This window comes from Thiobacillus denitrificans ATCC 25259, from assembly GCF_000012745.1.
In the GTDB taxonomy this organism is placed as follows: domain Bacteria; phylum Pseudomonadota; class Gammaproteobacteria; order Burkholderiales; family Thiobacillaceae; genus Thiobacillus; species Thiobacillus denitrificans_B.
On record NC_007404.1, the window covers coordinates 1,763,903 to 1,788,413 of the forward strand.

General features: G+C 60.8%; 21 protein-coding genes and 2 tRNA genes. 5 read left to right on the plus strand and 18 right to left on the minus strand.

The genetic code is table 11. The features are described 5' to 3' along the window. Window positions 1-101: 101 nt before the first annotated feature. From clpX to TBD_RS14810, 4 genes are all read right to left on the minus strand, one after another. Entirely contained in the window at window positions 102-1,373 is a 1,272-nt protein-coding gene (clpX, locus tag TBD_RS08390; protein WP_011312188.1) for an ATP-dependent Clp protease ATP-binding subunit ClpX, read from the minus strand. A gap of 12 nt (window positions 1,374-1,385) precedes the next feature. Next, on the minus strand, window positions 1,386-2,024 hold the full coding sequence (clpP, locus tag TBD_RS08395) for an ATP-dependent Clp endopeptidase proteolytic subunit ClpP (RefSeq protein WP_011312189.1): 639 nt from the start codon (window positions 2,022-2,024) through the stop codon (window positions 1,386-1,388). Continuing rightward, the gene (gene tig / locus TBD_RS08400) at window positions 2,024-3,322 is read right to left on the minus strand and encodes a trigger factor (RefSeq protein ID WP_011312190.1); all 1,299 of its coding nucleotides are present in this window, start codon (window positions 3,320-3,322) and stop codon (window positions 2,024-2,026) included. The genes clpP and tig overlap by 1 nt, the downstream gene beginning before the upstream one ends. A 53-nt stretch (window positions 3,323-3,375) precedes the next feature. Then, window positions 3,376-3,453, minus strand: a tRNA-Ser gene (locus TBD_RS14810). 96 nt (window positions 3,454-3,549) lie between these two features. On the opposite strand from TBD_RS14810, the gene TBD_RS08405 reads away from it, so the two are divergent. Then, window positions 3,550-4,608, plus strand: coding sequence for an integrase (locus TBD_RS08405; protein ID WP_202943201.1), 1,059 nt, complete (start codon window positions 3,550-3,552; stop codon window positions 4,606-4,608). A gap of 12 nt (window positions 4,609-4,620) precedes the next feature. On the opposite strand, the gene TBD_RS08410 is transcribed toward TBD_RS08405, so the two are convergent. Next, window positions 4,621-5,010, minus strand: coding sequence for a hypothetical protein (locus tag TBD_RS08410; protein WP_041432588.1), 390 nt, complete (start codon window positions 5,008-5,010; stop codon window positions 4,621-4,623). A 236-nt stretch (window positions 5,011-5,246) separates the two neighbouring features. Here TBD_RS08410 and TBD_RS14290 point away from each other — a divergent pair, with 236 nt between their 5' ends. After that, complete coding sequence (locus TBD_RS14290) at window positions 5,247-5,903, plus strand: hypothetical protein (RefSeq protein WP_049750234.1); 657 nt, start codon at window positions 5,247-5,249, stop codon at window positions 5,901-5,903. A gap of 243 nt (window positions 5,904-6,146) precedes the next feature. Here TBD_RS14290 and TBD_RS08425 read toward each other — a convergent pair whose 3' ends face one another. The 11 genes from TBD_RS08425 to TBD_RS14820 all read right to left on the minus strand — a co-directional run bounded on the left by TBD_RS08425 (window position 6,147) and on the right by TBD_RS14820 (window position 17,108). Then, window positions 6,147-6,608, minus strand: a complete 462-nt coding sequence (locus TBD_RS08425; RefSeq protein WP_011312194.1) for a thermonuclease family protein — start codon at window positions 6,606-6,608, stop codon at window positions 6,147-6,149. A gap of 22 nt (window positions 6,609-6,630) precedes the next feature. Then, entirely contained in the window at window positions 6,631-6,936 is a 306-nt protein-coding gene (locus TBD_RS08430) for a hypothetical protein (RefSeq protein ID WP_041432593.1), read from the minus strand. Window positions 6,937-7,059: 123 nt separating this feature from the next. Continuing rightward, entirely contained in the window at window positions 7,060-7,512 is a 453-nt protein-coding gene (locus TBD_RS08435; RefSeq protein ID WP_011312196.1) for a hypothetical protein, read from the minus strand. A 15-nt stretch (window positions 7,513-7,527) separates the two neighbouring features. Beyond that, a complete protein-coding gene (locus tag TBD_RS08440; protein WP_011312197.1) occupies window positions 7,528-9,525 on the minus strand; it encodes a DotA/TraY family protein in 1,998 nt (665 codons plus the stop codon). After that, window positions 9,522-12,245, minus strand: coding sequence for a MobF family relaxase (gene mobF, locus TBD_RS14295; RefSeq protein WP_011312198.1), 2,724 nt, complete (start codon window positions 12,243-12,245; stop codon window positions 9,522-9,524). Before mobF ends, TBD_RS08440 begins: the two co-directional genes overlap by 4 nt. Next, entirely contained in the window at window positions 12,245-14,599 is a 2,355-nt protein-coding gene (locus TBD_RS08450; protein ID WP_011312199.1) for a type IV secretion system DNA-binding domain-containing protein, read from the minus strand. The genes mobF and TBD_RS08450 overlap by 1 nt, the downstream gene beginning before the upstream one ends. Continuing rightward, on the minus strand, window positions 14,596-14,766 hold the full coding sequence (locus TBD_RS14815) for a type IV secretion system DNA-binding domain-containing protein (RefSeq protein WP_148203029.1): 171 nt from the start codon (window positions 14,764-14,766) through the stop codon (window positions 14,596-14,598). The genes TBD_RS08450 and TBD_RS14815 overlap by 4 nt, the downstream gene beginning before the upstream one ends. Next, window positions 14,763-15,932: a conjugal transfer protein TraW gene (gene traW, locus TBD_RS08455; RefSeq protein ID WP_011312200.1), complete on the minus strand. Its 1,170-nt coding sequence runs from the start codon at window positions 15,930-15,932 to the stop codon at window positions 14,763-14,765. Before traW ends, TBD_RS14815 begins: the two co-directional genes overlap by 4 nt. Continuing rightward, window positions 15,929-16,384: a hypothetical protein gene (locus TBD_RS08460; protein WP_011312201.1), complete on the minus strand. Its 456-nt coding sequence runs from the start codon at window positions 16,382-16,384 to the stop codon at window positions 15,929-15,931. Before TBD_RS08460 ends, traW begins: the two co-directional genes overlap by 4 nt. Beyond that, window positions 16,381-16,884, minus strand: a complete 504-nt coding sequence (locus TBD_RS08465; RefSeq protein WP_011312202.1) for a hypothetical protein — start codon at window positions 16,882-16,884, stop codon at window positions 16,381-16,383. The genes TBD_RS08460 and TBD_RS08465 overlap by 4 nt, the downstream gene beginning before the upstream one ends. Then, window positions 16,881-17,108, minus strand: coding sequence for a hypothetical protein (locus TBD_RS14820; RefSeq protein WP_148203030.1), 228 nt, complete (start codon window positions 17,106-17,108; stop codon window positions 16,881-16,883). The genes TBD_RS08465 and TBD_RS14820 overlap by 4 nt, the downstream gene beginning before the upstream one ends. 860 nt (window positions 17,109-17,968) lie before the next feature. On the opposite strand from TBD_RS14820, the gene TBD_RS08470 reads away from it, so the two are divergent. Then, complete coding sequence (locus tag TBD_RS08470) at window positions 17,969-18,937, plus strand: AAA family ATPase (RefSeq protein ID WP_011312204.1); 969 nt, start codon at window positions 17,969-17,971, stop codon at window positions 18,935-18,937. A 20-nt stretch (window positions 18,938-18,957) separates the two neighbouring features. Next, a complete protein-coding gene (locus tag TBD_RS08475) occupies window positions 18,958-21,450 on the plus strand; it encodes a S8 family peptidase (protein WP_011312205.1) in 2,493 nt (830 codons plus the stop codon). Between the two features lie 260 nt (window positions 21,451-21,710). Here TBD_RS08475 and TBD_RS14825 read toward each other — a convergent pair whose 3' ends face one another. After that, window positions 21,711-22,673, minus strand: a complete 963-nt coding sequence (locus tag TBD_RS14825) for a hypothetical protein (RefSeq protein ID WP_148203031.1) — start codon at window positions 22,671-22,673, stop codon at window positions 21,711-21,713. A gap of 831 nt (window positions 22,674-23,504) precedes the next feature. Then, window positions 23,505-23,589, minus strand: a tRNA-Leu gene (locus tag TBD_RS08480). A gap of 76 nt (window positions 23,590-23,665) precedes the next feature. Between TBD_RS08480 and hpnC the strand changes: the two genes are divergently transcribed. Continuing rightward, window positions 23,666-24,511: a squalene synthase HpnC gene (gene hpnC / locus TBD_RS08485; RefSeq protein WP_011312208.1), complete on the plus strand. Its 846-nt coding sequence runs from the start codon at window positions 23,666-23,668 to the stop codon at window positions 24,509-24,511.

Genomic DNA, 24,511 nt, shown 5'->3' on the forward strand with positions numbered 1-24,511 from the left:
TTGGGGAAAGGACGCGCGGCATGTCAACCACGCTTGTCCCAGTTGGGGGGCATAGTTTGGAATTCAAGATGGCCGACTGGTTCCCCGTCGGCCATCATCGATCAGGCTCCGGCCGCGAGCGGTTGGTCACCCTGCTCCGAGTAGATCAGCAAAGGCTGGCCTTCGCCGCTGATGAGGGCATTGTCGACGACGACCTTGCTCACGCCCTTGAGCGAAGGCAGGTCGTACATGGTGTCGAGCAGCGCGTGCTCGATGATTGAGCGCAGGCCGCGCGCGCCGGTGCGGCGCAGCAGCGCGCGCTTGGCGATCGCGTTGAGCGCATCGTCGCGGAATTCAAGATCGACGCCTTCCATCTTGAAAAGTTTCGCGAACTGCTTGGTCAGGGCGTTCTTCGGCTCGGTCAGGATCTGCACGAGCGCCGCCTCGTCAAGTTCGTCGAGCGTCGCAACCACCGGCAGACGGCCGACGAATTCGGGGATCAACCCGTACTTGATGAGATCCTCCGGCTCGACCTGATGCAGCAGTTCGGCGTCGCGCTTGTTCTCGTCGACGTTCTTGACCTGTGCGCCAAAACCGATCCCGCCCTTCTCGGTACGCCCGCGAATCACCTTCTCGAGCCCGCTGAACGCGCCGCCGCAAATGAACAGGATGTTGCTGGTGTCGACCTGGACGAATTCCTGGTTCGGATGCTTGCGCCCGCCCTGCGGCGGCACCGACGCGGTCGTGCCTTCGATCAGCTTGAGCAGGGCCTGCTGCACGCCCTCGCCCGATACATCGCGGGTGATCGAGGGGTTGTCGGCCTTGCGCGAGATTTTGTCGATTTCGTCGATGTAAACGATGCCCTGCTTCGCCTTGTCGACGTCGTAATCGCACTTCTGCAGCAGCTTCTGGATGATGTTCTCGACGTCTTCACCGACATAACCCGCTTCGGTCAGCGTCGTCGCGTCGGCGATCACGAAGGGAACGTTGAGCAGGCGTGCGAGCGTCTGCGCGAGCAGGGTCTTGCCCGAGCCGGTCGGCCCGATCAGCAGGATGTTGCTCTTTGCCAGTTCGACGTCGCCGCTTCCCGAGCTGCTGCGCAGGCGCTTGTAGTGGTTGTAGACCGCGACCGCCAGGGCCTTCTTCGCCTGGCCCTGCCCGATCACGTATTGGTCGAGAATGCCGCTGATCTCGTGCGGCGTCGGCAGATCGGAACTTGCGCCCTTCTGGCTATCGGCCTGCTGGATCTCCTCACGGATGATGTCGTTGCACAGTTCGACGCATTCGTCGCAGATGAACACCGACGGTCCCGCGATGAGCTTGCGCACCTCGTGCTGGCTTTTGCCGCAGAAGGAACAGTAAAGGAGCTTGTCTCCCGAGCCTTTGTCCGCCATGAAGTTTCCTTGCTAGTTGCCTGCTTCGTTGCGGCTGGTCAGGACCTTGTCGACCAGCCCGTACTTCACCGAGTCCTCGGCACTCATGAAGTTGTCGCGATCGGTGTCCCGATCGATCACTTCGAGACTCTGGCCGGTATGCTTCGCGAGCATGCCGTTCAGTCGTGCTTTCAAATAGAGAATTTCCTTGGCATGGATCTCGATGTCCGACGCCTGGCCCTGGAATCCGCCGAGAGGCTGGTGGATCATGACGCGCGAGTTGGGTAGGCAGTAACGCTTGCCCTTGGCGCCTGCGGTCAGCAGGAACGCGCCCATGCTCGCAGCTTGGCCGATGCAGAGCGTCGACACGTCAGGCTTGATGAACTGCATCGTGTCGTAGATCGCGAGGCCGGCGGACACCGATCCGCCCGGCGAGTTGATGTACAGATAGATGTCCTTGTCCGGGTTTTCCGATTCGAGGAAAAGCATCTGCGCGACGATCAGGTTGGCCGTCGCGTCGTTCACTGGCCCGACGAGGAAAATGACCCGTTCCTTGAGGAGGCGGGAGTAAATGTCGTAGGCGCGCTCGCCCCGACCGCTCTGCTCGACCACCATCGGCACCAGGCCGAGCCCCTGCGGTTCGGGGGCGGTCCGTTCGAAATCATATAGCATCAGGCACGTCCCATCAGTTCGTCAAAAGAGGTTGCCACATCTACCACGGTAGCCTGATCTGCGACCCATGCTACCACGTTCTCCTCGAGCGCCAGGGACTCGATCTCCTGCATCCGTTCCGGGCTCTGGTAGTACCACTGGACCACCTGATCCGGCTCCTCGTAACTCTGGGCCTGGTCCTGAATCAGGCTACGTATCTGCTCGGGCTGGGCGGCAAGCTTGTTCGCCTGCACGATCTCGGCAAGGATCAACCCGAGGCGGACGCGCCGTTCGGCCTGCCCGGTAAACATATCGGCACTAAGCTTCATCGACTGAACCCCGCGCGACTGCATGTCGGCTTCGGTCATGCGGCGCAGGCGATCCATTTCCATTTCGACCAGGCTGCGCGGCAGATCGAGCGTGCTTTTCTGCAGCAACAGCTCCATCGCCTGCTCCTTGAGCTTGGCCTGGACCCGGCGTTTGACTTCGCGCTCCAGGTTTGACTTCACTTCGGCCTTGAGTTTCTCGACGTCGCCATCTTCGACACCGAGCGCCTCCGCGAATTCCGCATCGACCGGCGGCAGTACCGGCGCCTGGACTTCCTTCACCTGCACCTCGAAATGCGCGGTCTTGTCGGCGAGTTCGCGGGCCGCGTATTCGGCAGGGAAGGTGAGGTCAAAACCCTTGCTGTCGCCGGCCTTGAGGCCAACCAGAGCCTGTTCGAAATCCTTGAGCAGACGGCCCTCGCCGATCACCGCGGCGAAATCCTCGCCTCGGCCGCCTTCGAAAGGCGCGCCGTCGACGGTGCCTTGGTAGTCGAACTTGACCAGATCGCCCTCGGCCGCCGCACGCGCGGCCGTGGCGAAGGTGCGGCGCTGCTTCTGCAGCACCTCGAGGGTTTTGGCGACGTCGGCGTCACCGAGCTCGACGACCGGGCGGTTCAGCGTCGCCGAATCGAGGGCGTCGATTTTCACCTCCGGGTAGACTTCGAAGCTCGCGCTGAAGGTCATTTCCGCCGCTGCCGACGCGTCGGCCTTGGGCTCGAACCGGGGATAGCCGGCGATTCTGAGCTGGTGCGTCTGCACGGCCTCGCCGAAGCGCGTCTTCAGGGTCTCGCCCAGGACCTCCTGCCGCACGCCGGCGCCATGTTGGCGCGCGACCGCCGAGAGCGGTGCCTTGCCAGGCCGGAAGCCATGCATCTTGACGCTGCGGGCCAAGCGCTTGAGGCGGCTCTGCACCTCGGTTTCCAGCTGATCCACAGGCACGCTGATGTCCAGGCGCCGGGCCAGACCTTCGAGAACTTCAAGATTTCCTTGCATGAGACTTCCTGGCTGAATTGGTTGAAATAGCGGAGAACTGATGTTGAAGTCGATGGTGCGAAAGGGGGGACTCGAACCCCCACGCCTTGCGGCGCTGGAACCTAAAGGCAACTGCCGTTTTGGTTTTTCGCTTTAATTACAATTAATTAAAAAATCACCACTCGAATTTTCGGGAAAATACGGGAAAATCCGGGGGTCCGAGAAAACTAAAGGCCATGAATTCTAGCGTGAATGCAAAAACCCGGAAACCTACGGCCAAAGCCCGCGATGGGGTCAAGGTCGAGAAGAACATTTACCGGCGAGGGGAGTACAGCTACCAGGTAAAGATGATGTTTGGCGGCCATGCCGTCGTGGAAACCTTCGACACCCTGCCAGAGGCTCGCGCCTTCCGGGACAGCAAAAAAGCAGCAAGCGTCATTGACCCGGACTTCAAGCGGGTGCTGGAGAGCCGCATCAAGAAGACCGAGGCGGCCAGTTCAAGCCTGGGCTGGCTGCTCAATCGGTATGAAGCGGAAGTCACCTCGGGGAAGAAAAGCGCTACATCCGAGCGCTACCGGATAGGCAAGCTGAAGCGGTACCGCATCGCCGGGCTCAGTATCTACACCATCAGTGCTGACGATGTGGCCGAGTTCCTTGGCGATCTCAAGGCTGACGGCGTGGCCTCTCCAGGTCAGCGCAAATACTGCGCCCTCCTTTCACACGTCTTCAATACGGCCGCAAAGCGCTGGCGGCTGAAGGTATCGAACCCGATCACCAGCCTGGAACTTCCTGCCGGCGGCAAGGCTCGCGATCGCCGCCTAGAACCGGGTGAGGCCGACACGCTGCTTGCTGAACTGGACAAGGAAAACGCCTACGCCGGTGCCTATGCTCGCCTCGGCATCGAGACCGCCATGCGTCGAGGCGAGCTGCTTGGCCTGGCGTGGGACGACGTGGATCTGAAAAACAGGGTGGCCGAGCTGCGCGACACCAAGAATGGCGAGGGCCGGCGCGTGCCGCTATCCAGGGCGGCAATCAAGGTCCTGCGCGCCCTCCCCCGCCCTCATAAGGGCCCCGTTCTCCCCATTGGGGCTTCCGCCTTACGCGGCGCTTGGGGTCGGGCGAAAGAGAAGGTGGGGATCAAGGATTTGAGGATCCACGACCTGCGGCACGAGGCCACCTCGCGCCTGTTTGAGAAAGGCGTGTTTGACAGCATGGAAGTCGCCAGCATCACCGGTCACAAGACCTTACAAATGCTCAAACGGTACACGCACCTACGGGCCGAGGATCTGGCGAAGAAGCTGGGTTAGAAAGGTGTCGCGTCAGGGCTCGAGAGCACTGCGAATGGCCTCCCTAACCTTCGGCTCCACCTTGCTACTTTTCGACTTCAGAAGGGCGCGCGCCGCCTCTGGGAAGACCTTGCTCCAAAGGAACCTCAGCTCTGCCGAGTACACAAAGTTCTCGTCCTCGCTTTGAATTTTCTTCAGTTCATCCGCCAGCGATTCCCGGAACTTCTTTTCAAATCCATCTGAATCCTCAGCTTCCATTTCATTCCAGCGAATGGCATTCGCAAGCGTCAAATACGCGCCTTTGCCCTGACCTGCGATAACGCCAATACCGCGATAGGCGAGGAGGAGCATGCCCTCCTGTGAGGTCGGCGCGCCGGTCGCAACATCTACGGGCAGCAAATACTGGGATGGATCGAACGGCACGGTGGTCCTCCTCCTGGATGGGGCGAAATGCAGACGGTAGCCTGCCAAGTATTCGGGCACTCGGCAATTGGCAGGGTGAGCCTTGCCCGCCACGCCTGTCGGCGTGGCAAGTCAAAAGCTGGGACTTTAGGGGCGCCTTCGGCGTGTTCCGCCTGTCGGCGGGAGCAGCGAGATTTTGAGCCATGGCAGCGGACACGAATTAGACTGTATTCCTTTTTATCGCCAGCTACTGACGTATGACATTCGACCAGCTCGACCAGCTCTTACCCGTTCTTACACTGATCTTCGGCTGGTTTCTGAGTGAGGGGAGTCATCTCCTACGGAAGAGAGGAAGCCACAGGGAGGCTGTTCGCCTCGCGCTCGCCGAGTTACTTGAACTCCGCCACTCGATGATTGGAAATCGCTTCCTGTTTGACGAGCTTGCCAAACACATTCAGTTGCCGGCGTCAGCAATATTCCAGATAAAAAACGCGCTCCCGGCACCGCTGCAAAAAGACCCCGCTTTAGCAGACCGATTTGACAAAGCCCTGACGGAGGTCGCGAAACACAACCCATTCCTCGCATTTCGCTTGCGGGGAAAGAATATTGTTAATCTCATTGAGATGGCGTTTCACCCGGAGACGATCCAAGACGACCGATTTGCCGAATTCGCGCAAAGAGCACATGAGGAACTGTATGACGAAATTCTGCCTGTGCTCAACGATGTGATTGTTAGCACGGCTCGCCACGCGGGACTTGGGGATTGGAGCAGAGCGTTCTACCTTATTCGACTAAGGCCATCAGTCAACTCAGAAGTTAGAACCGTAGTAGATCGCCTCCTCAAGTCGATAGTTGATCAGCTCAGGGCTTTAGACATAGGTGTCCCGGTCGAGCCGACCACGAATCGCTCATAGTCAAGCACCCAAGCCACCAGTTCGCGCAAGTGGCCGCGTTCGCCATCGTCCAGCGTGCTGATGGCACGAGCGACCGCCTGCGGATAAGTCTCACCCTGAGCACGCGTGATTTTTATCCCACCGCCTAGCCAGGCGCGGGACTGCAATAAGCGGCCGGCCGCCACAAGTGCTGCCGCCTGGTTGCTGTTCATTCGTGTGAAAAGGTGCGCTGAAACACTAACTCGCCTAGACCGCCAACGCTTTTCAGGGGAAAGGGTGAGCGCGGAAAAACCAAGGTGTCACCGGCGCAGGATCGTTCCAGAGGCCGCGACGTTCAGCGCGGGCTTGCTGTTCCAACCCGATCAGTGAACGGTCCCTGAGGTACTGGCGATAAGCCCACGCCATGCCGCGATCAACCATCGCAGCGTTGATGTTCATGCCGGCGACGAAGACGGTGCCTAGCCGGCGGCCGTAATGATCTGCCCCGGCATCGGACACGGTGACCACCCGTCGAAACACCATGGCGGACAAGGCTTGCCGGGCGCGTGTCCCGTACGCCTGCCGGCGCTCCGGCGCATCGATCTGAGCCAGGCGGACGCGTACAGGGCGGTTTTGTACAAGGACGTCCAGCGTATCGCCGTCGACGATGCGAACGACGGTGCCGGAGAAATCCGCGAGTGCGGCCGAGCTAGCGGCCAGCAGGACGGCGACAAGTGCGGCGCGCATAGATCGTCAAGGATTTGATCGTTTACGCAGTAACTTGTATCGCCTTATCAGCGATGGCCGCCAGCACTTCACGGCATGAGTTAACGCCGTCCGATTTCATTTCCTCCAGCAGATGCAAATATCGGCCGATGCTCAGCTCGTACCTACCCCGAAACTCCCGGCCCGCCATGTTATTCCAGGGGCCAGGCCAGCCCCACACCTCGATGCAACCCTCGTCCTCCGAGGCCTGGAGTGTTCCGTCGCCCGCTTGCACGTACACGCCGTCGACTTTGTGGTCTTCGTTACTAGTCACGGCGAGGTCGAACGATTTGCCCTGTGTTTTTTCCATAGTCCTTCCTTTCATGTAAAGACTGATTTGCGACTTCTCTGCGACTGATCCTGACCGGCACCGTCGGCAGGCTCAGGCACAACAACTGATTTGCGACTGATTTCCGACTGATTGCTCAAGCCGTCACGAGGCGACCAAGCTCGGGGAACTGATTTCCGACTGATTTGCGACGTTTTCAAGTGCGCGCCACTCGTCGGTGCCTTCGAGCAACGACACGCGCATGCGCACGTCGCGGCACCCAATCAGGTACGCGGCCCGCTCAACATCGCCAGCGCGTCGGCAATGGAGATAGAGCCGGTCAAGCTCTTCGGGCCGGCAGCTGATGGGATCCAGCGAGTCGAACAGCCAGTCCAGGTCGCCGGCTTCGTCGGCAGGCTGAGGCTCTAGTTCGGGAGCTTCGATGTGGCGGATGAACGCTGCCGTGGCCTCGTCGATAGGTGCGGCGATCGGCGAGAAAAACCGTTGGCACTTAATGCGATCGAGGGCTTTTGCTTTGCGCTCCCGCGCCATCGTCTCGAAGTGCAAGCGGGCAACGTACATAATCGATTCAGCGGTTTGTTGATCCATTTTTTTCATCCCCTTTTCGTTGATTTACAGCTTCGCTGCGGCTTTTCCCGCGAGCACCGCGGACTGGAATTTGCCCTCGTGCTGGGCCTCCTGCTGCCGGCCCAGTCCTTCCCCGACATAGCCGCCGAGCCAGCCCAGCACGCGATCGGGAATGTAGGAGACCAGGTTGAATGCGCCCTGAACGAGGCTGACCAACAGCACGGCGAATAGCATCACGCCGCCGACTACCAGCACCACCGCGCCGACGTCGAAGTTTTGGTAGCCCGCGGTTTCCCACGCGAGCGTGTAGAGCTTGAGGAGCAACGTGCCCAAGGCCAGCATGGCGAGGGATGCAACGACGAAACCGATCACCATCAGCACCGGTCGCAGGAATACCTGCATGATGAAGATGTATCCGTATTCCGTGCGTCGGCCGAGGCCTTCGCCATCGGTGTCGAGGTGGGCAAAGCTCCAGAGCGGGGCAGCCACCAGGCCTTCGGCCAGCGTGCCCAGCCACGTGACGATTCCCGACCAAAACGCGATGAAGGGAATCATCGGCACGTAGATGGAGAGGAAGGCACCGGTCCAAAAGAGAACCTGGCCGATAGTGGTGAGGCTGTCGAATCCAGGAACCTTCGAGAGCACCGTGGACACGACCGGGATCTTCGACACCAGGAAGACAGCCTGGCCTGCGCCAATGGTCGTATCGCCGAGTTTCTGCGCGACCACGAGAGGATTCACCAGGCCGCTGTCATTACCGATGCCAGCGATTCCGGCGTTGATCTTGTTCGAGAGCCAGCGCCACACCTCGCCTTCGCTCGTGAGCCTCTCAGCGAAGTCCTCCATGCCGGCCCAGGCGCCGGACAGGCGGGACATGAACTCGCCTTGCGCGCGGCCTTCCTCGATCTGCACCTCGGCGACACCCTGACCCATCTGCGAGAACGCTGACAGGTCACTGGAGAGTGTTTTGTAGCTGGATCCCAGCGACACCCAACCGCCCTTTTCCATGCTGCCCGCCTTGGCGAGCGCTTCGGACGCACGTTGCTGGATTTGCGACTCGTGCGCGGCGACGGCTTGGACAAGACCGGCCTGGTAGGCCTTGGCGATGTCGTCGACGCGCTGGCCGACGCCCGCGAAGTCGGCCCCGGTGGCGGCAGCCTGGGCCAGTTCATGGGCCAGCGTCCGCGTCTCCTTGAAGGCCTCAAGCCCGGCCGATTCTTGGGCCATGGCCACGGACGTGGCGATGGCAGCCATCGCCGGATCGCTCTTGTTGCTGCCTGCGTCGGCCTTCGCGGTGGGAAAGGAGACGGAGCCGCAGGCGAATTCGTCGGGCAGCTCAGCCGTGATGCCGCAGACCATGCGGCCTGCCATTTTCTGGCATGTGGCGTATTGCTGCGGCTCGTATTGCAGCGCGCCGTTCGCCTCGCCGGCCGCTAGCTCGAAGTTGTGGCTCTCGACGCAGGCCGCGACCTTCAGCATTTTCTCAACAGCCTCGCGGGTCTTTGGATCGACGGCCGTCGACGCCGGGGCCGTGTACTGCGTGGCGCTGGCGGACAGCTGATTGACGCTGCTCGCGAACCCCTGGACGGTGAGGTTCGCGGCGCCAATGCCTAGCACGGCCATGAGGTAGACGAAGAGCTGGGCGATCGACCAGCCCTTCACGAAGGGAACGAGCGTAACAATGCCGACGGTCAGGCGGATGGGAACCCACGTGGTACTCATGCGCTTGCCGAGAAATTCGCCCTCGTGCGCAGTCTGCACCAACCCAGCCACAACGCCGTACGACAGCCAAGCCAGGCCGAGCGAGAACAGGATGATGTTGAGGTTCGTGAAAATCGACGAGAAGATCTCGCCGCCCGGCATGGGGCCGCCAGCCGAGGGGAACAGGCCACCGGGATTACCGAAAACGGTCTGGATGAGTTTCAGGCTCTCATCACCACCTTCAGCGGCGGCCAGCATCGAGGCTGGATCAGGCGCGGCCAGCGCCAAGCCGGACACGGCCAGGCCGGCGAGAACATGGAGAAGCGCAGCGGATTTGTTCATGGTGCGAGGCCCTCGTCGTGAATGTGTTTTTGAACGTCTTCGGCCTTCCTGACGGCGCCCGCCAGGTTGCCGGTTTTGATGTGCGCGGCGAGCTCGGCGACGTCCAGCACTTTGTTGACCTGGTGTTTCTGTTTGTCGCTGAGGCCGGCGGAATCGACAGCCTTGTCCGCGACGTGGCGCGAGACCGAGACGGCGTCGAGGGCTTGCGGCGCGTTTTCTTTTTGGGTCGAGGTGCTGGCTTCGGTCGCCTCGCGATCGAGGCTTGTAGTCGATTCTGGCGCGTCGGTTTTTTCCGAGGTGGCGGCAAGCTTGAAGTCCAGGCTGGTTTCTTTGCCTTGCGCCCGGCTCATTGTCTTGGTGAGGGCCTCAACTGAATCGCGCGTGATGTACATCCGCGCCTCAAGGCGATGGCGTGACATGGCGACGTAGGTCCATTCCCTCGACGACATCGAATCGGAAGGAAGAACAAAGGCGCGATCAACGGTCACGCCCTGCGCCTTGTGGACGGTCATGGCGTAGCCATAATCGAAAACCTCAAATTGGCCCTTTTCCTCACCGACTGTGAATTTGACCGCCTTGCCGTTGTCATGGCGCGCGGTTATTTCCACCTGCCCCGTCTTGTTGAAACGCACGGATTCAACCGTGCCGAGCTCGCCGTTTTTTACTCCAAAGACAGAATTATTTTTCCCAAAAATGATCCGGTCACCAACGGCAAACTCCTTCATTCCACCGGCGGTTGGCACCTGCAATCCACCAGCCAAGCGCCCTTCGGCTTTCAAAATCTGGCGAGCTGAGTTGTTGAGATGTGCAACCTCGGAGCGAGTGGCGGCCAACATGATCGACTCACCAGGCTTGGATGGATCGCGTGCCTGCGCCCAATCGCGCACCATCTCCTGCATGGCCTGCGCCCGGGTTTCAGCGGTCTTGAGAAGCCCGCGTTCGCGCATTGACTCAAGGGCCTCGGCGGCTTTGCCATCCGCAAAAAGGCGCACGACCCGACGATCTACCTCATGTTTTTGACGAACGATGTTTTCTAACCGGGCCGAGCCCAATCGTTCGGAGAGAAGGCGGAACGCGCCGCCGGCGTCGATCGGTTGGAGCTGCCATGAGTCACCCACCATCACAGCCTTGGCGCCGGCCTTGTGGACGTGGTCCAGCACACGCGCGAGCTGACGGCTTCCCACCATCCCGCCCTCGTCGATCACGAGGATTGATTTGCTATGAAGTTGGCGCTGGCCGCTGTCGAGCTGGAAGAGCAGCGAGTGGATCGTTTTCGAATTGATGTCAGCGCCACTTTCCAAGCCAGAGGCGGCCTTACCTGCTAAGGCTGCTCCCTCCACCTCGAAGCCTGCCGCTTCCCACGATTCGCGCGCCGCATCCATGAGATATGACTTGCCGGTGCCGGCCATACCCTCGATGATTTTGACCGCGCCCGGATCTTCGCAGACATGCTTGAGCGCAGCTTTCTGTTCGTCCGTCATTGTCGGACGCGCTGCGATGGCAGCGGCGATATCGGCTCGATGACTCATGTCGGTCTGGCGGGCCATGGACTTGTCGAGAATGCCTTGCTCGATTCCGAGCATTTCGCGCGTGGTGTAACGGGTCTCGGTCGGCTCGCCGCGCATGAGGTGGCGCGGCTTGTCGGATTCGAGACGGACGAGGTCGGGATGTTTTGTCAGGTCGCGTAACGCTTTCTGGATTGCATCCGCGCCGCCCCTGCCCTGCATCTCGACAGCCACGGCTGCGGCCAACTGCTGAGGGGTGAAGGTGGAGGCCTGTTCTGTCAGTTTGCCGAGGATCTCGTCGAGGTCGAGTTCCTCGGCCTGCTGACGCGGCGCATTGCGCAAGGCCTGGATCGATTCCAGGCTAAATCCGTGCTCGGCGGCGCGGGTTTTCCAGTCGGCAAAGAGCTCATCTCGCGTAGTCGGCTCCTTTCCCTTCCTGGTGGACAGGGCGGCTACTTCGGCGGCCTTGGCTGACTTCAAGCCCTTGGCGGCAAGGGCTTCCTCGATCTGCCCGCGGCGGGTCGAGAACTCTTTCTCGACCGCTGCCGGCACGTCAACGACGCGGAAGCTCTTGCCGTCTGCTTCGACGCGCAAGCCCAGCTTCTGCATTTCGGCAGCCAGCTCGGCCCGGTAAACCGCGCCCGCGGCCATCTTCCAGCGGGTGTCGAAATCCATCGCGGTGCCGTCTGGTTGCACGTTGAGGACGGCAACGTGGGTGTGAAGCTGAGGATCCGCTTCGCGGCTCGTGCCATGCTGATACATAGCGGCGGCCACCCCTTCCACGGGGCCTGGCTCGTTCCGGCTGCGTGAGGTGAACGCGCCGGATTCTTCCAGGAATTGCAGGGCTCGTGCTGCGGCGGCATTCTGTGCGTCTTCAATTGCGCCGCGTGTTTCAGGATCGGCCACGGCCCAGACACAAGAGACCGATTTCGGAGCCGAGAACGTCAGGTCCCAGCCGCCTTTATGTTTCTCGCCCGCGTTTTTCGACAGCGCCTCGCCGGTTTCGGGGTGGAATCCCTGTAGGCCGGCCAGCAGTTGGCCTGGCTTAAGTTCGCCCGCCAGACTCATTTCCTGCGCCGCTTTACCTACCCAGCGGCCAACGTCGCCTTCCCCTGCGTAGTAGTCCTCACGCTGCGCCGCAGCGACTTCATTTTCTTGATAGGCGGCATAGCCAGCAGCTTCGCTGCCGGCACCAATGACTGAAACTGATAGCATCAGATACTCTCCTCAAGCTGGGCTGTGGCGGATTTCTTTAGGCGGATTTTTTTCTTTCGTGGAGGCTGAACCCCGGCCTCCGTTACTGGTAATACCTCGGTCGGCGGCATGGCGGCGCTGGCGCCAAGGTCGAGGAGCGTGTCCGCGATTTCCACGGCGTGGGCGATTTCGGCGATGCCTGATGGCAGCGCTGCGATGCCGACTTGTTGAGCGAGCTCGCCCGCAATGCTTTCCGTCGCTTCTTCCTTGGCCTGGTCGGCCAGTTGGCTGGACAGTGGGGTGGCAATGGGCAGCATGCGGGTTTCGAACTCAGCGGCTGCCGTTTTTTCTGTGGACTCGCCGTCGTCAAGGAAGGCCAGCGGATCGGTGGCGGTCGTGGTCTCGGGAGCAGGCGCAGACTCTTCGCCTTCGCCGGCTTCGTCGCCGTCGATGTCGTCCGCCCAGGGATTCGCGACTGGCGTTACTGCTGGTGAAGTTGGCGTTACTAGTAACGGCGCGACGTCTGCCTCTGCTGCTTCTTCAGCCCATGAGGGCACGGGCTGAGATGGTTCCTGCGCAGGGGTGGCAACAGCAGGCGCAATCGGCTGATTCGGGTAGCGCGTCCAGTCAGCGATCACGCTGGACGGACGAAAATGGTTGGGATCGGAAAACGGAATCAGGACTTCAAGCACGTCCTCGCCAATCCCCGACATCCACACTTTGACGCCGCCCAAATCAAGATCAGGGCCAAGCTGCAAGAGTTCGCTGGGCAACACCACCAGCTCGCGCTTATCCTCCCATTTCGATGTGCGATTGCCACCAGACGTGAAAATTCCGGGAGCGCGTCCTGCACCGCTGGTTATAGACACGCCAAGCCGCTCTAGGTCGCGATCGCCGATCAGATTTTCCGCGATGTACTTGGCCGTCTCCCCCGGGGAGACTTGAGCGATAACCTGGGTGCCAACCATCGAGACAATTGAGTTTGTATCGTGCTCGGAATAGATCTTTTTAACCTGGCTGATGTCCTGTAAACCGAGTACCACTCGTATTCCCTTGCTACGTCCGACCGCGGCAAGCGAGAGGACCGTTTCCACCTTCCCCAACTCAGGGAACTCATCCAGGAATAACCAAAGTTTTCTTTCCTTCGAATCACGAACCAAGTTGGACTTGATCAACTGGCCGGCGAGCCCAAGTACGGCACTGTTGAAAGCGCGGGCAAGGGTCTCGAAGCGCCCGTCGTGCTGGAGGATCACGGTTTTTACGCGCCGCGCCCCAACCTCGGTGAGCCATTCACGAATGCTAAAAATCCCAGGCCCAGGCCAAGCTCGCGCCAAGTCAAAGATGACCGCGAGGTAAGACATCAGATTGATCTGAATGCCGGCTGTCGTGACGTTCTGCTGGCCGTCGCCGAGCGCTTTCACTGCCTCGGGGAAGTAGCGTCTGGCCGCTTCGGTCAACTGGTCAACCGGGCGAGTGAGTCCCGCAACCAGGTCGGCAAAACCCCAGTCGCCTGGCTTGGTTGATTGCAACTCGACGAGGCAAGCGACCAGCACCTGCCGCGCGGCGTTTGCCCACATGGGCGAGCCGCTACCCCCGCCGGGCTCGACGATCATGCGCGCGGCGAACTCGCGCGCGGCAGACAAGGTGTCCACATCACGCGCAACAGCCCAAAGCGTGGATCGGCTATCCCATGGTGCGAAAATCACGTCCTCAACCTCGATCGCACGTCCCTTGTGCCGCGCGGTGCATGACGGAAAATCGGGGGTGAAGTCACCCTTGAAGTCAAAAATAATCGCCCTGTCGCCCCGCTCGCGCGCGGCGCGCATCAAAGGAAGCAGCGTCTGTGTTTTGCCGCTGCCGACGCCGCCGACGATCAGGATGTGGCGGGTCTCGCGGGATTTCGAGATGGGGGGCAGCTTGGGATGGATACGCAATCCGTCCGCCGCCTCCCCTTCGTCCTTCACCCACGCTGCAAGTGCCGCCGCTCCTTTAAGGCGCCGCCGGCCTCGGATATGGCGGTCCTGGGTCGCAATGACGACATCGCCGTACACCATCCAAAACACAAGCCCACCCGCCAGCAGGCCGGCGATCTGCGGCCCGACTTCAAGGGCTTTCAGGGCAGCGGGGTGCTCGGCCTGCATGAAGGCCACGGTCTTGTCGTGCAGGCGATCTCCCAGCTGCCGACCGGGAAGAAGATGATGCAGCGCGGGTTCGACGTGGAAGCCCAAGCCCTGAGACTGTAATACCCACCCCCAGCCGCCCAGGTAAAGGCCGGCAGCGGCCAGCGCACCAGCCAGGCCGCCCAGAAAGAGCGGCGCGCCCCAGCGATCGGCGCCGGTGGGCTGATTGCTTTTGCGGGTCGCCTGGCCGGTCATTTGGCGGTCTTGCGCGCTTGCTGAGGTTGAGGTTTTAGGTCGCACCGCTCTCGCGCAGCGCGCAGCAGCGGACGGATGCTCTGGGTTTTGCCGCTGCCGACGCCGCCACCGATAGTCAGGAAATGGCACTCTCCGGGATTGGAGAGGAAGGGCAGAAGACTTTTCATTTGGTCACCTTGATAGATTGGTACTGCGCTTGCAGACGCGGCTTGAGGTCGCGGTTCACGTCACGGGCGACGAGCTGGCCCAGCAGCACTTCGATCCGCTCCATCTGCTCGATCTGGCGGAACTGCATGTTGAGCGCCAAGGCCCGCATGAAGATCTCTTCCTTCTGGATCGAATCCGGATTGCCCGACACGTCCACATACCATTTCGGGTTTTCATAGCGGCGCGCCACGTCCAGGCGCAACAGGTCCATCCGCGACACACCGTCAGGGAAATCGTTTGCATCAACGAATCCGCGACCGCCAGACGGGTAGGCACTCGACTTTTCCAGCAGGCGCAGCACGTCCTGGGTGCCCCTCAGCGGAGTACGCTCGGCGAGAGCCAGCTCGCTCGGGAAATACGCCATTGAGGTGCTGGCCGCCAGGCCGGCTTGCAGTGCCAGGTAGGCACGGCCGGAAGGCTTCCGGGCGTCGGCCGCGGTCAGGCGATTAGGAGGAATGCTGTCGTTCGCGTTCTTCAGGTACGCCATCGCCGCGTCGATCTGCCTGGCGTTGAACGTGTAGCTGCGCTCGTCCCTCTTGCTGCCGGCCCCATAAAACAGACTGGCGGCCTGGACGTCGGCGTCGGGCAGTGCGGCTGCGCCTCTGCATAGGTTCGGGTACTCGCTTGCATCGCGCGAATTGCAGTAGCTGGCGTGCGTTTCGAGCACCGTTGCCGCGGCCGCGGCCTGCGAGTGCGGGGCTTCGTTCACCCTGGATTCAAGGCCCCTGTCGCCACCGAGTGGATTCCTAGCGTTGCGGCCGCCGTAGGCGCCGGCACCGCCATAGGCGCGGGTGTTTCTGACTACAGAACTTCCCGCGGCTCCAACTGCCTCGGCCACGCCGCCCGTGGCGCAACGGTTTTCGGGAAGCGATCGTTCGCCGCGCTGTTGCTCGGCTTTGAGGGCGTTGGAATCGCGCTCGACCTGGATTGCGTTGTCCTGAATGTTTTTCGCGGTCTTCTGGATCGTGTCGTTGATCGACTTCAGCATCCGGACAATATCGGTCCGCGCCGTATTCACGGCATTGAGTACAGAGGCGTCGATCACTGGGTAGGCCGCGTTTGCAGCCATTGAACACGACAGCAGGCCGGCCACAGCCAGACTGCGAAACAGTTTGTTTTTGCTCACCGGAAAATCCCCATGACACGATCGATCAATGAAGTGGGCGCGGTCGGCTTCACATTGACCCCCGCGTTCTGCCCAGCCGTGACCCCGCCGCCATATCCGCCTGACAGGCTCACATTGGTATTGCGGGTGGCGCCCGCGATGGTGTTGTCGATCACCTGACAGGCCCGGCTTTCGGCCTGCTTTTTCAGCGCGTCGCCCAATTTGCCGAGGTCCAGATCCGGGACGTTTACCGTGGCACCGATTTGGTACTGGGAATATTTCTCCAGGCAGGATTGAGCGTCGGCAACCGATTTGGATTGCTGATCGCCCTTCGCATAGATGTCGTTCAGCGCGTTGTCGAGGCCAGCGCTGGCGCTTTGCTGCATCGCCTGTCCTGTGGTGCTACAGGCGCCGGCAAAGGCCAGCTGGGGGAAGGTCAGCGCCGCGTATATCAGGAGAGACAACCGCTTCATGCGCCTTCCTTCCCGTCCGCTGCGGCCGCGCGGCGTTGGTCTCGGCGGGCCTGGAAACCGTTGACGAATGGCAAGGGCTGGGCCGCGCGCAAGTGGGATTGCTCGATCGCGCTGGCCAGCGCTTGCTCTTCGATTTCCGGGCCGCCAAACAGGTCATGGGCTGAAAGTTCGCCCTGAACGAAACCAGCGGCGAAGTCCAGGGCGGCTTTTCCGTCGAGCTGGTGGACCTCGTCGGCAAGCTCCAGCGCGTGGGCCATCAGCTTGGCCAGCCAGACAAACTGCTCGTGCATTTTGAGCGTCGTGATCCACTCAACCCTTTGCCCGACAATTTGTTCGATCTCCAACCTGGCGGGACACGACATCCTCTGCCAGTTGACTAGCCGTTGGTCCTCGCGGGGGAGCTCGACCAGGACGCGGGCAACGGTCGGAAAAATTTCCAGGAGCAAATTACGGCTGCCGAGGCCGCCATCGTCGCGGGTGGGGGTAGGAGGAATGCTCATTCGGCCACCTCCAACGCCTCAACCTTTTTCTTGATTTCCGCCAGCACCGCCAGCACCCGGTTTTCAAGCGCTGCTAGTCGGTCGTCCTCGATTTTGGCTTGCAGCGCTGTCCGAACCATGCCGGTACACAGAGCCGTGACGGTCGTTTTCTGTTCATCCGCTTGCACCGCAAGTGTCTGGAATTCCGGAGAACTTACCCGGATCGTGATGGATTTTGCTTGCATTTTCGCCTTTCGATTGATTTCGCCGCTTGCCCTCGCGGCACAGCTCAATTTTGTGCTTCCGGCGCTCGAACGCAAGCAATTCCTTTTGTAATCAATAACTTGATTTCGTATCTTACGTAAGGTACGAAACTTTTCGGGATGGCAAAAAACAGACGCGGGGGTGAAGACCGCGCCAGCACTGGCATAGCGAGACGCGTATCAAAAACGCAACATCGGAAAAATAATTTTTCTGTTGCACCGCTTTTGTCTTGCAAGCGGCGTTTTTCCCGCCAGCCGAAAAGCGGCCCGCGAGCGGCAACGATACCGATGCTTACCGTGCTGGCACGGGTGCACGCAAAAGCACAATCGCTGGATGGGATGGCACGCGGACGGCTTGCAAGAGCGCTTGCAAACGACGCTTGCACCGCTTCAATTTGCTGGCGGCGCTTTTCTCACATGAGGTGCGGCGCTGGGCAATGCGCGCCGATAGTGGCATTTGCAGACCAAGCGGAAATGCTTCCAATCCGCTTGCGTACCGCATGCGCAGTAGCATCGATGCTTGCGGGACATGGAAGCATCGCAAGCGCATGCATTGGCGCGGGCCGCTGGCCTGCGGGCAAGCCGCAAGGCTTGCAAAAACACCCGGCCCCGCTGGGAGTCGGGTGTGATATTTCCTTTGCCTTTGACTTTGACTTTGCTTTACCCGCGCCCAAGGGGCGAGGGGGTGTTGGGGTTTTGCCTGGAATGAGTGGACTGCAGGAGGTCGGCTAAAACAACCATCCGGGAACTGCCGGGGATGGGCAGGCTATGCACGTTCGCCAAGAAAAGGGAAAATCGCTCCGATAACCTCATCTGGCGCGCATACCGCGATATTGGACACCATGCCAAGTTCCGACCAACTCAAGGCTTTGTTGCGCGCGCATATCGATGGCGACGAAGAACGGTTCAGCACCGTCGCCATGCAACTGGCCGCCCATGAAGCGCGCATTGGCCACGGAAAGCTGGCGCTCGAACTGCGGGACCTCATCGACAAGGCCAAAACGCGCCAAACTCGGCAACCCATCCCTCTGGTTCAGCCGCGCGGAGAGATGGCCGACTTGCTGCAAGCCAGCTACCCGAAGGCCCGCCTCGCTGACATGGTTTTGGACAACAGCATCCAATCCCGCCTGGATCGGCTCATCCGAGAACAACGCCAAGTTGAAAAGCTGCGTTCCCACGGCCTCTCCCCGCGGAAAAAACTCCTGTTGGTCGGCCCGCCGGGCACCGGCAAAACGCTTACGGCCTCCGTTCTCGCCGGAGAACTCAACCTGCCGCTGTTTGTGGTGCGTTTGGACAGCCTCATGACCAAGTTCATGGGCGAGACCGCCGCCAAGCTGCGTCTCATCTTCGACGCCATCCGTCGCACCCGTGCGGTCTACCTGTTCGACGAATTCGATTCCATTGGCGGGCAGCGCGGTTTGGGTAACGACGTGGGTGAAATCCGTCGAGTGCTCAATAGCTTTTTGCAACTGATCGAGCAGGACATGTCCGACAGCCTTCTCATCGCTGCCACCAACCACCCGGACCTACTGGACCATGCCCTGTTCCGCCGTTTCGACGACGTGATCCGCTACACCGTCCCAGATGAGCAACTCATTGTTGAGACCCTCAAAACCAAGCTGGCTGGCTACAAAGCCCGCCGACTCGCCTGGAAGACCCTGGCCAAAGCCGCCTCTGGCCTAAGTCATGGCGACCTCACCCGCGCCTGCGAAGACGCCATCAAAGACGCCATCCTCCATGACCGCCCGATGTTGGAAACGGCGGACATCCGCGCCACCCTGGAAGAAAGAAAAGCAACCCACGACCGATAACCCACCGACCGGAGGAGGCTATGGCAGAACGTCTGCCCCACCTGATCTTCAACAGCACAGCAATAACAAAGCAGTACCAACGACCCAGCCGCAAGATTGACATCGAATTCCCCCTTAAGGAGCGAGACCGCCAGCAGCACGGCGCACAACTTCTGGAAGCTTTGCGCCAAGCCAAAACTCAGGAACCCGGCATCATCTCGGGACAGCAGACATTGGGCCGCGATGCCGAATTCACTGGCGTGTACCTAACTTTCGAAAGCGACCCTGGTTTTGAACTGGCCTTCGAAAGCTTGGGCTTCGCCCCGAGCAGAATCGAACTACTGGTGGTCAAGCAGGAAGGCGAACGAATGCTAGCCACCGTTTTCGTACCGGAAGGCAAAATCGGCTACTTCATCCGTCGGGTGGAGGCTTATCTAAATGAGGGTAAGGACAAACCCAACAAGAAGGGCGAACTCCGGCCCCAATACAAAAAACTGGTGGAAAGCATCGCCTCCATCCGTTTGGCCGCGTTGGAAGCTCTCTGGACCGACAGCCCCGATCTGTTCCCGCGCGATGAAACGCCGATCTGGTGGGAAGTCTGGCTGCGCATCGGGGACGGTTTCGATGAAGTCGGTTTCTTCCGCACCCACGCCGCACAACTGAATTTAGAAGTGGCCGATGACGAAGTGCGTTTTCTCGAACGCTGTGTAGTCCTGGTGCGTGGCAGCCGCAGTCAACTCGCCCGTTCCCTGCAACTTTTGGGTGGCATGGCTGAACTGCGCAAAGCGAAACAGAATGCCGAGCACTACACGACCATGAATGCTGTGCAACAGCACGCTGCCGTTGCTGTCGCCGCGCAGTATCTTCAGACACCAGGGCCGGATGCCCCTGCTGTCTGCATATTGGACACTGGCGTCAGTCAGGATCACCCGCTGCTGGCCCCCTTCCTTGATGCCCATGACAAACATGCCTGCCACCCGGATTGGGGAACCCATGATCATGATCGGTTGGGCCACGGCACCGCCATGGCCGGTCTCGCTTTGCACGGCGATCTGAGCGAAACCTTGGCCCAGCAGCCTTTTCCTTCTCCGAGTCACCGCTTGGAGTCGGTCAAAGTCTTGCCGCCCACCGGCGACAACCCACCTCATCTTTACGGCTATCGGTATAGCCAAGCGATGGACCGCGTGACGATTACCGCACCCCACCGCCGCCGCACCTTCTGTTCTGCCGTGACTACCACCGACTCCCGCGACCGAGGTCGACCCTCATCTTGGTCAGCGCAGTTGGACAAGCTGGCAAGCGGCATGGAAGACGGTACGCAACGCCTGATCTTCCAGACTGCCGGTAACGCCGAGCATTCCAACATTACTGACTACCCCGCCAGCAACGCCCTCGACGGCATCCACGACCCGGCCCAATCCTGGAACGTACTCACCGTCGGGGCCTACACAGGCAAGTGGCAGATTGACGAGGCAACCTACCCGGGTCGCCAGCCCATTGCCCCGGCGGGCGCACTCGCACCTACCAGTTGCACCGCCGTGAGTTGGCCCACCAGCGGACGCCAGAAATGGCCCAACAAACCGGACGTCGTATTGGAAGGCGGCAATTGGGCGCTGGACCCCGCTTTCAACTTCGCCGAAGACCTAGACAGCCTGCAACTCCTCAGTACCGGGCACGAACCACACACTAGGCCGCTGGTCACTTTCGGCGAGACCAGCGCCGCCACCGCCCTGGCCGCCCGCATGGCGGCTGTATTGCAAAGCCACTACCCCGACCTCTGGCCTGAAACCTTGCGCGCCCTGCTGGTCCACTCGTCGCAATGGACGTCGGCCATGAGGGCGGCGGTTGGCAACCTTCAGGTCAAGGGCAACGTTCGCCAGTTGCTTCGTACCTGCGGCTTCGGCGTGCCGCAACTCGACGACGCCCTATGGAGCGCAAAACACGCCCTGACGCTGATCGTACAGGACGAGATGCAACCCTTCACTACTGGAGAGAACAGCACGATCCGCGCTCGCGACATCCACTACCACGCCCTGCCCTGGCCGGCAGAGGCGCTGCGGGCGTTGCCACTGGGTACGCAGGTCGAGATGCGCGTCACCCTGTCCTACTTCATCCAGCCCAATCCCGGCCAACGCGGTTGGAGCGGAAAATTCAGCTATGCCTCCCACGGCCTGCGCTTCCGAGTAAAAGCGCCGGGGGAAAGCCACGAAGCCTTCGAACAACGCATAAATCAGGCCGCCCGCGACGAGGAATACGAACGCACTGGCGTCAGCGACAGTGATTTCTGGGTAGTCGGCTCCGACACCCGCGAACTCGGCTCATTGCATTCCGACCTCTGGCAAGGCACGTCCGAGCAACTCGCCGATTGCGGCTACCTCGCCATCTACCCCGTCACCGGCTGGTGGCGCACCCGCAAAGCCCTGAACCGCTGGCACTCCCGCGCCCGCTACGCCCTTGTGGTCAGCATCCGCACTCCCGAGGAGTTGGTGGATATCTACACGCCAGTGGCGGCGGAAATTGGCATCGCGGTCTGAATGAACAGGGTAAGCCATGCGCGCCGACCCACCGCTCAAAGCGACAGGTATGCGCTGATTCCCGCCGTTTCGCAGCATCAAGCGAGAATGACCGAAAACCCGTTCTGAAACCCTCGTCGTCGGCCTTTCCGTCGACTCGGCGCGCTGTGGGGAACTGGCGGACCTGTGGACGGGTGCGAAGCAGCCGTCCACCAGGCTGTCCAGCAGGCTTTAGCCTGTGGGCAGGCCAGTTGTCCACGGCCCATGTCGTAGCCACCGGATCAGGATCGTGACAACCGGTTTGCGCTTGCTACGCGACCGCGCATGCCCGCTGGCATAAGCTGCTCACCCACGGCCAGCGCAGCGGTGTCCTGCGCTACTTGATGCTTATGCCTGACCTCACCCGCGGCGCGGTGGGAAGCAGCCGCCTGGTCGGCCGTTTTACGGTGCACACGCTGCTTAATCCGCGCCGCAACGGAGCCCGGCACCGGCTCTTTTCCGGCATTGACCAACGCTGCGACCGCGGCGCCAATCTCGTCAGGTCCGTGGGCACGCTCAATGCGCTCAGCTTCCAGTTCGTCATCAGCGTTCCAAGTGACAATCCCCGATGATCGCTGCCGCCTGCGTTTGTTGTTGTCACTTGATCGAGGCGCAGCAGCGCTGTAGCGCGCGCGTGTGTGCGGTGCTGCTTCTTTTTCTATATCCTCTTCTATCTCTTTATTAGATTCCGGATAAGCCGGAGTCTTGTTTCCCTGCTTTCCCGATCGTTGTTTCCCTATTTTCCCGATTCTAGATTCCTGCTTTCCCGGATTCTTGTTTCCCGGTTTTTCCGAAACTGGCGTTTTTATTGGCTTTCCGGCGAGAAAATCAAAGTATTTCGCGGGATCAACCCGGTAGTGCAGCCTAGCCGGAATGCCGGCCCGCCTCTCCTCCAACAACCCGAGCACAATGAGTTTTTTTCGTACCAACTTCTGCGCATCGGGTGAGAGGCCAAGACAAAACTCCCAGCTCCCCATTGTCGCGAATATGCTTTCTTTTTCATTGTCCGGAAGCCACGCCCCCCCGGTTTGGGCCAGGAAAAACCACCCCTCTTTTTCCGGGTTGTCTATCAGGGCGGACAAGTAAGCGGCCTGCGCCAGAAAGGCGGCGGCCTGGAGATCTCCATCGAGTCGCCGCACCAGACCAAGAGGTATCGACAGGCGAGGCCCTTCAAGGGCCAGGATGACACGAGCCTCGCGTGTCATGCTCCACACCCTTCCACGAGTTCGAGCGACTGCTGTGCTCGGAGTTCGCGGACGGACAGGCCCAGGCGTTCTGCCTCAAGCTCTTCTTTCTTGGTAGGCCTCCCTCGCTGGGATCGCTTAACTGTCTCTCCGCTGGCCTGGTCCATGAAGCGCGCCAGCACGTCAAGCCGCACCCACCTGCGCCCACCCAGCGAGTAGGTAGACACGGGGAATCTGCCAGTGTGCAGTCGGTTGCGTGTGGTTTGATCCGCCCAGCCGAATGCCGCCCGGCCGGCTTCGATCGCGAGTATGGACGCGCGCCCAGGGAAAAGCCCCTGGAGGAAAATGAGTGTTTGATTCTGAGAGGACACGATACACCTTTCGCGTTTCTCGACTCACCTCATCGGATGAATCGATAACGCGGCTAGCCTTCTTCAGGCTCAGGGCATCGCTGTCGGGGCGCGGGCTGTTGGCAGGCCTATTAGTGCGCGACGTGGGTTCCGTTTAATGAGAGGGCTGCCACCCTCCAAACCACCACACCCGGTCAGGCATTCGCAGGCATCCACTCATCGGCCTTTTCCACACCCCCAGGTCGCCGCTTGCTGGAAGTGTGGCCGGTTCCGCGCACCCCGCCGGTCGTAGCCGGAAATTAGCAGGTTTCGGATCGCCACCCTCCCCCGCGGATGCTCTTTGGTCAGTGCTAAGCCCGCCTGACGAAAAAAGTATACCGAGGCTGCCCGGCCGCGGTCAATGCAAAAGGCCGGGAAAATCCGGGAAAATTTTGTGAGAAAATTTAGGTATGAATCGGTATGAAGGAGTATACCAATTCATACTAAGTTATTGATTTTATTGTGGTGCGAAAGGGGGGACTCGAACCCCCACGCCTTGCGGCGCTGGAACCTAAATCCAGTGCGTCTACCAATTCCGCCACTCTCGCGGCCCGGCCGCAAAACCTCCAACGAATAAGTGTAATATAATCAACGCGATGGTGTCACCCAAGCGGGCTCGGCATCGTGTCTAAGTCATTATTCCCATTCCGTTTTTTATTGCCGGTGCCGGTCGACCACTACGAAAACTTCCCCGTCGCGTCCTGGCTGCTGCCCGGGCGGCTACGGGAACCGGTAAGCGCCATCTATCGCTTCGCCCGCAGCGCGGACGACCTCGCCGACGAGGGCGACGCACCGCCCAGGGCTCGCCTGCAGGAATTGGCGCGCTACCACAGCGAACTCGACCGTATCGAACGCGGTGAAATTCCCGACGACCCGATCTTCGGGCGCCTCGCCGCCGCTATTCGGGCGCACGCGCTGCCGCTCACGCCGTTTCGCGACCTTCTGTCCGCCTTCGCGCAGGACATCGAGAAAACCCGCTACGCCAGCTTCGGCGAGGTCATGGATTATTGCAGGCGCTCGGCCAATCCGGTCGGACGCCTGATGCTGCATCTGTACGGCGACCACGACCCGCGCCACCAGGCCTATTCAGACGCCATCTGCAGCAGCCTGCAACTGATCAACTTCCTGCAGGACGTCGCGATCGACTATGCCAAGGGCCGCATTTATCTGCCGCAGGACGAACTCGCCGCACATCACGTCAGCGAGGCGCAAATTGCCGCGGGCGATGCCGGCGGGCTCTGGCGCATGATGATGCATAAACAGATCGAACGCGCCCGCAAGCTGCTGCAGGCCGGCGCACCGCTCGGGCGCGCGCTCGACGGACGCATCGGGCTCGAACTCCGGGTAACGATTCGCGGCGGCGAAACGATCCTGCGCAAGCTTCACGCCGATCCGGGCTGCGTGTTCGGTGCACGTCCCGTCCTCGGCAAGAGGGACTGGATCGTCATGCTCGCGCGCAGCGTTCTCTGA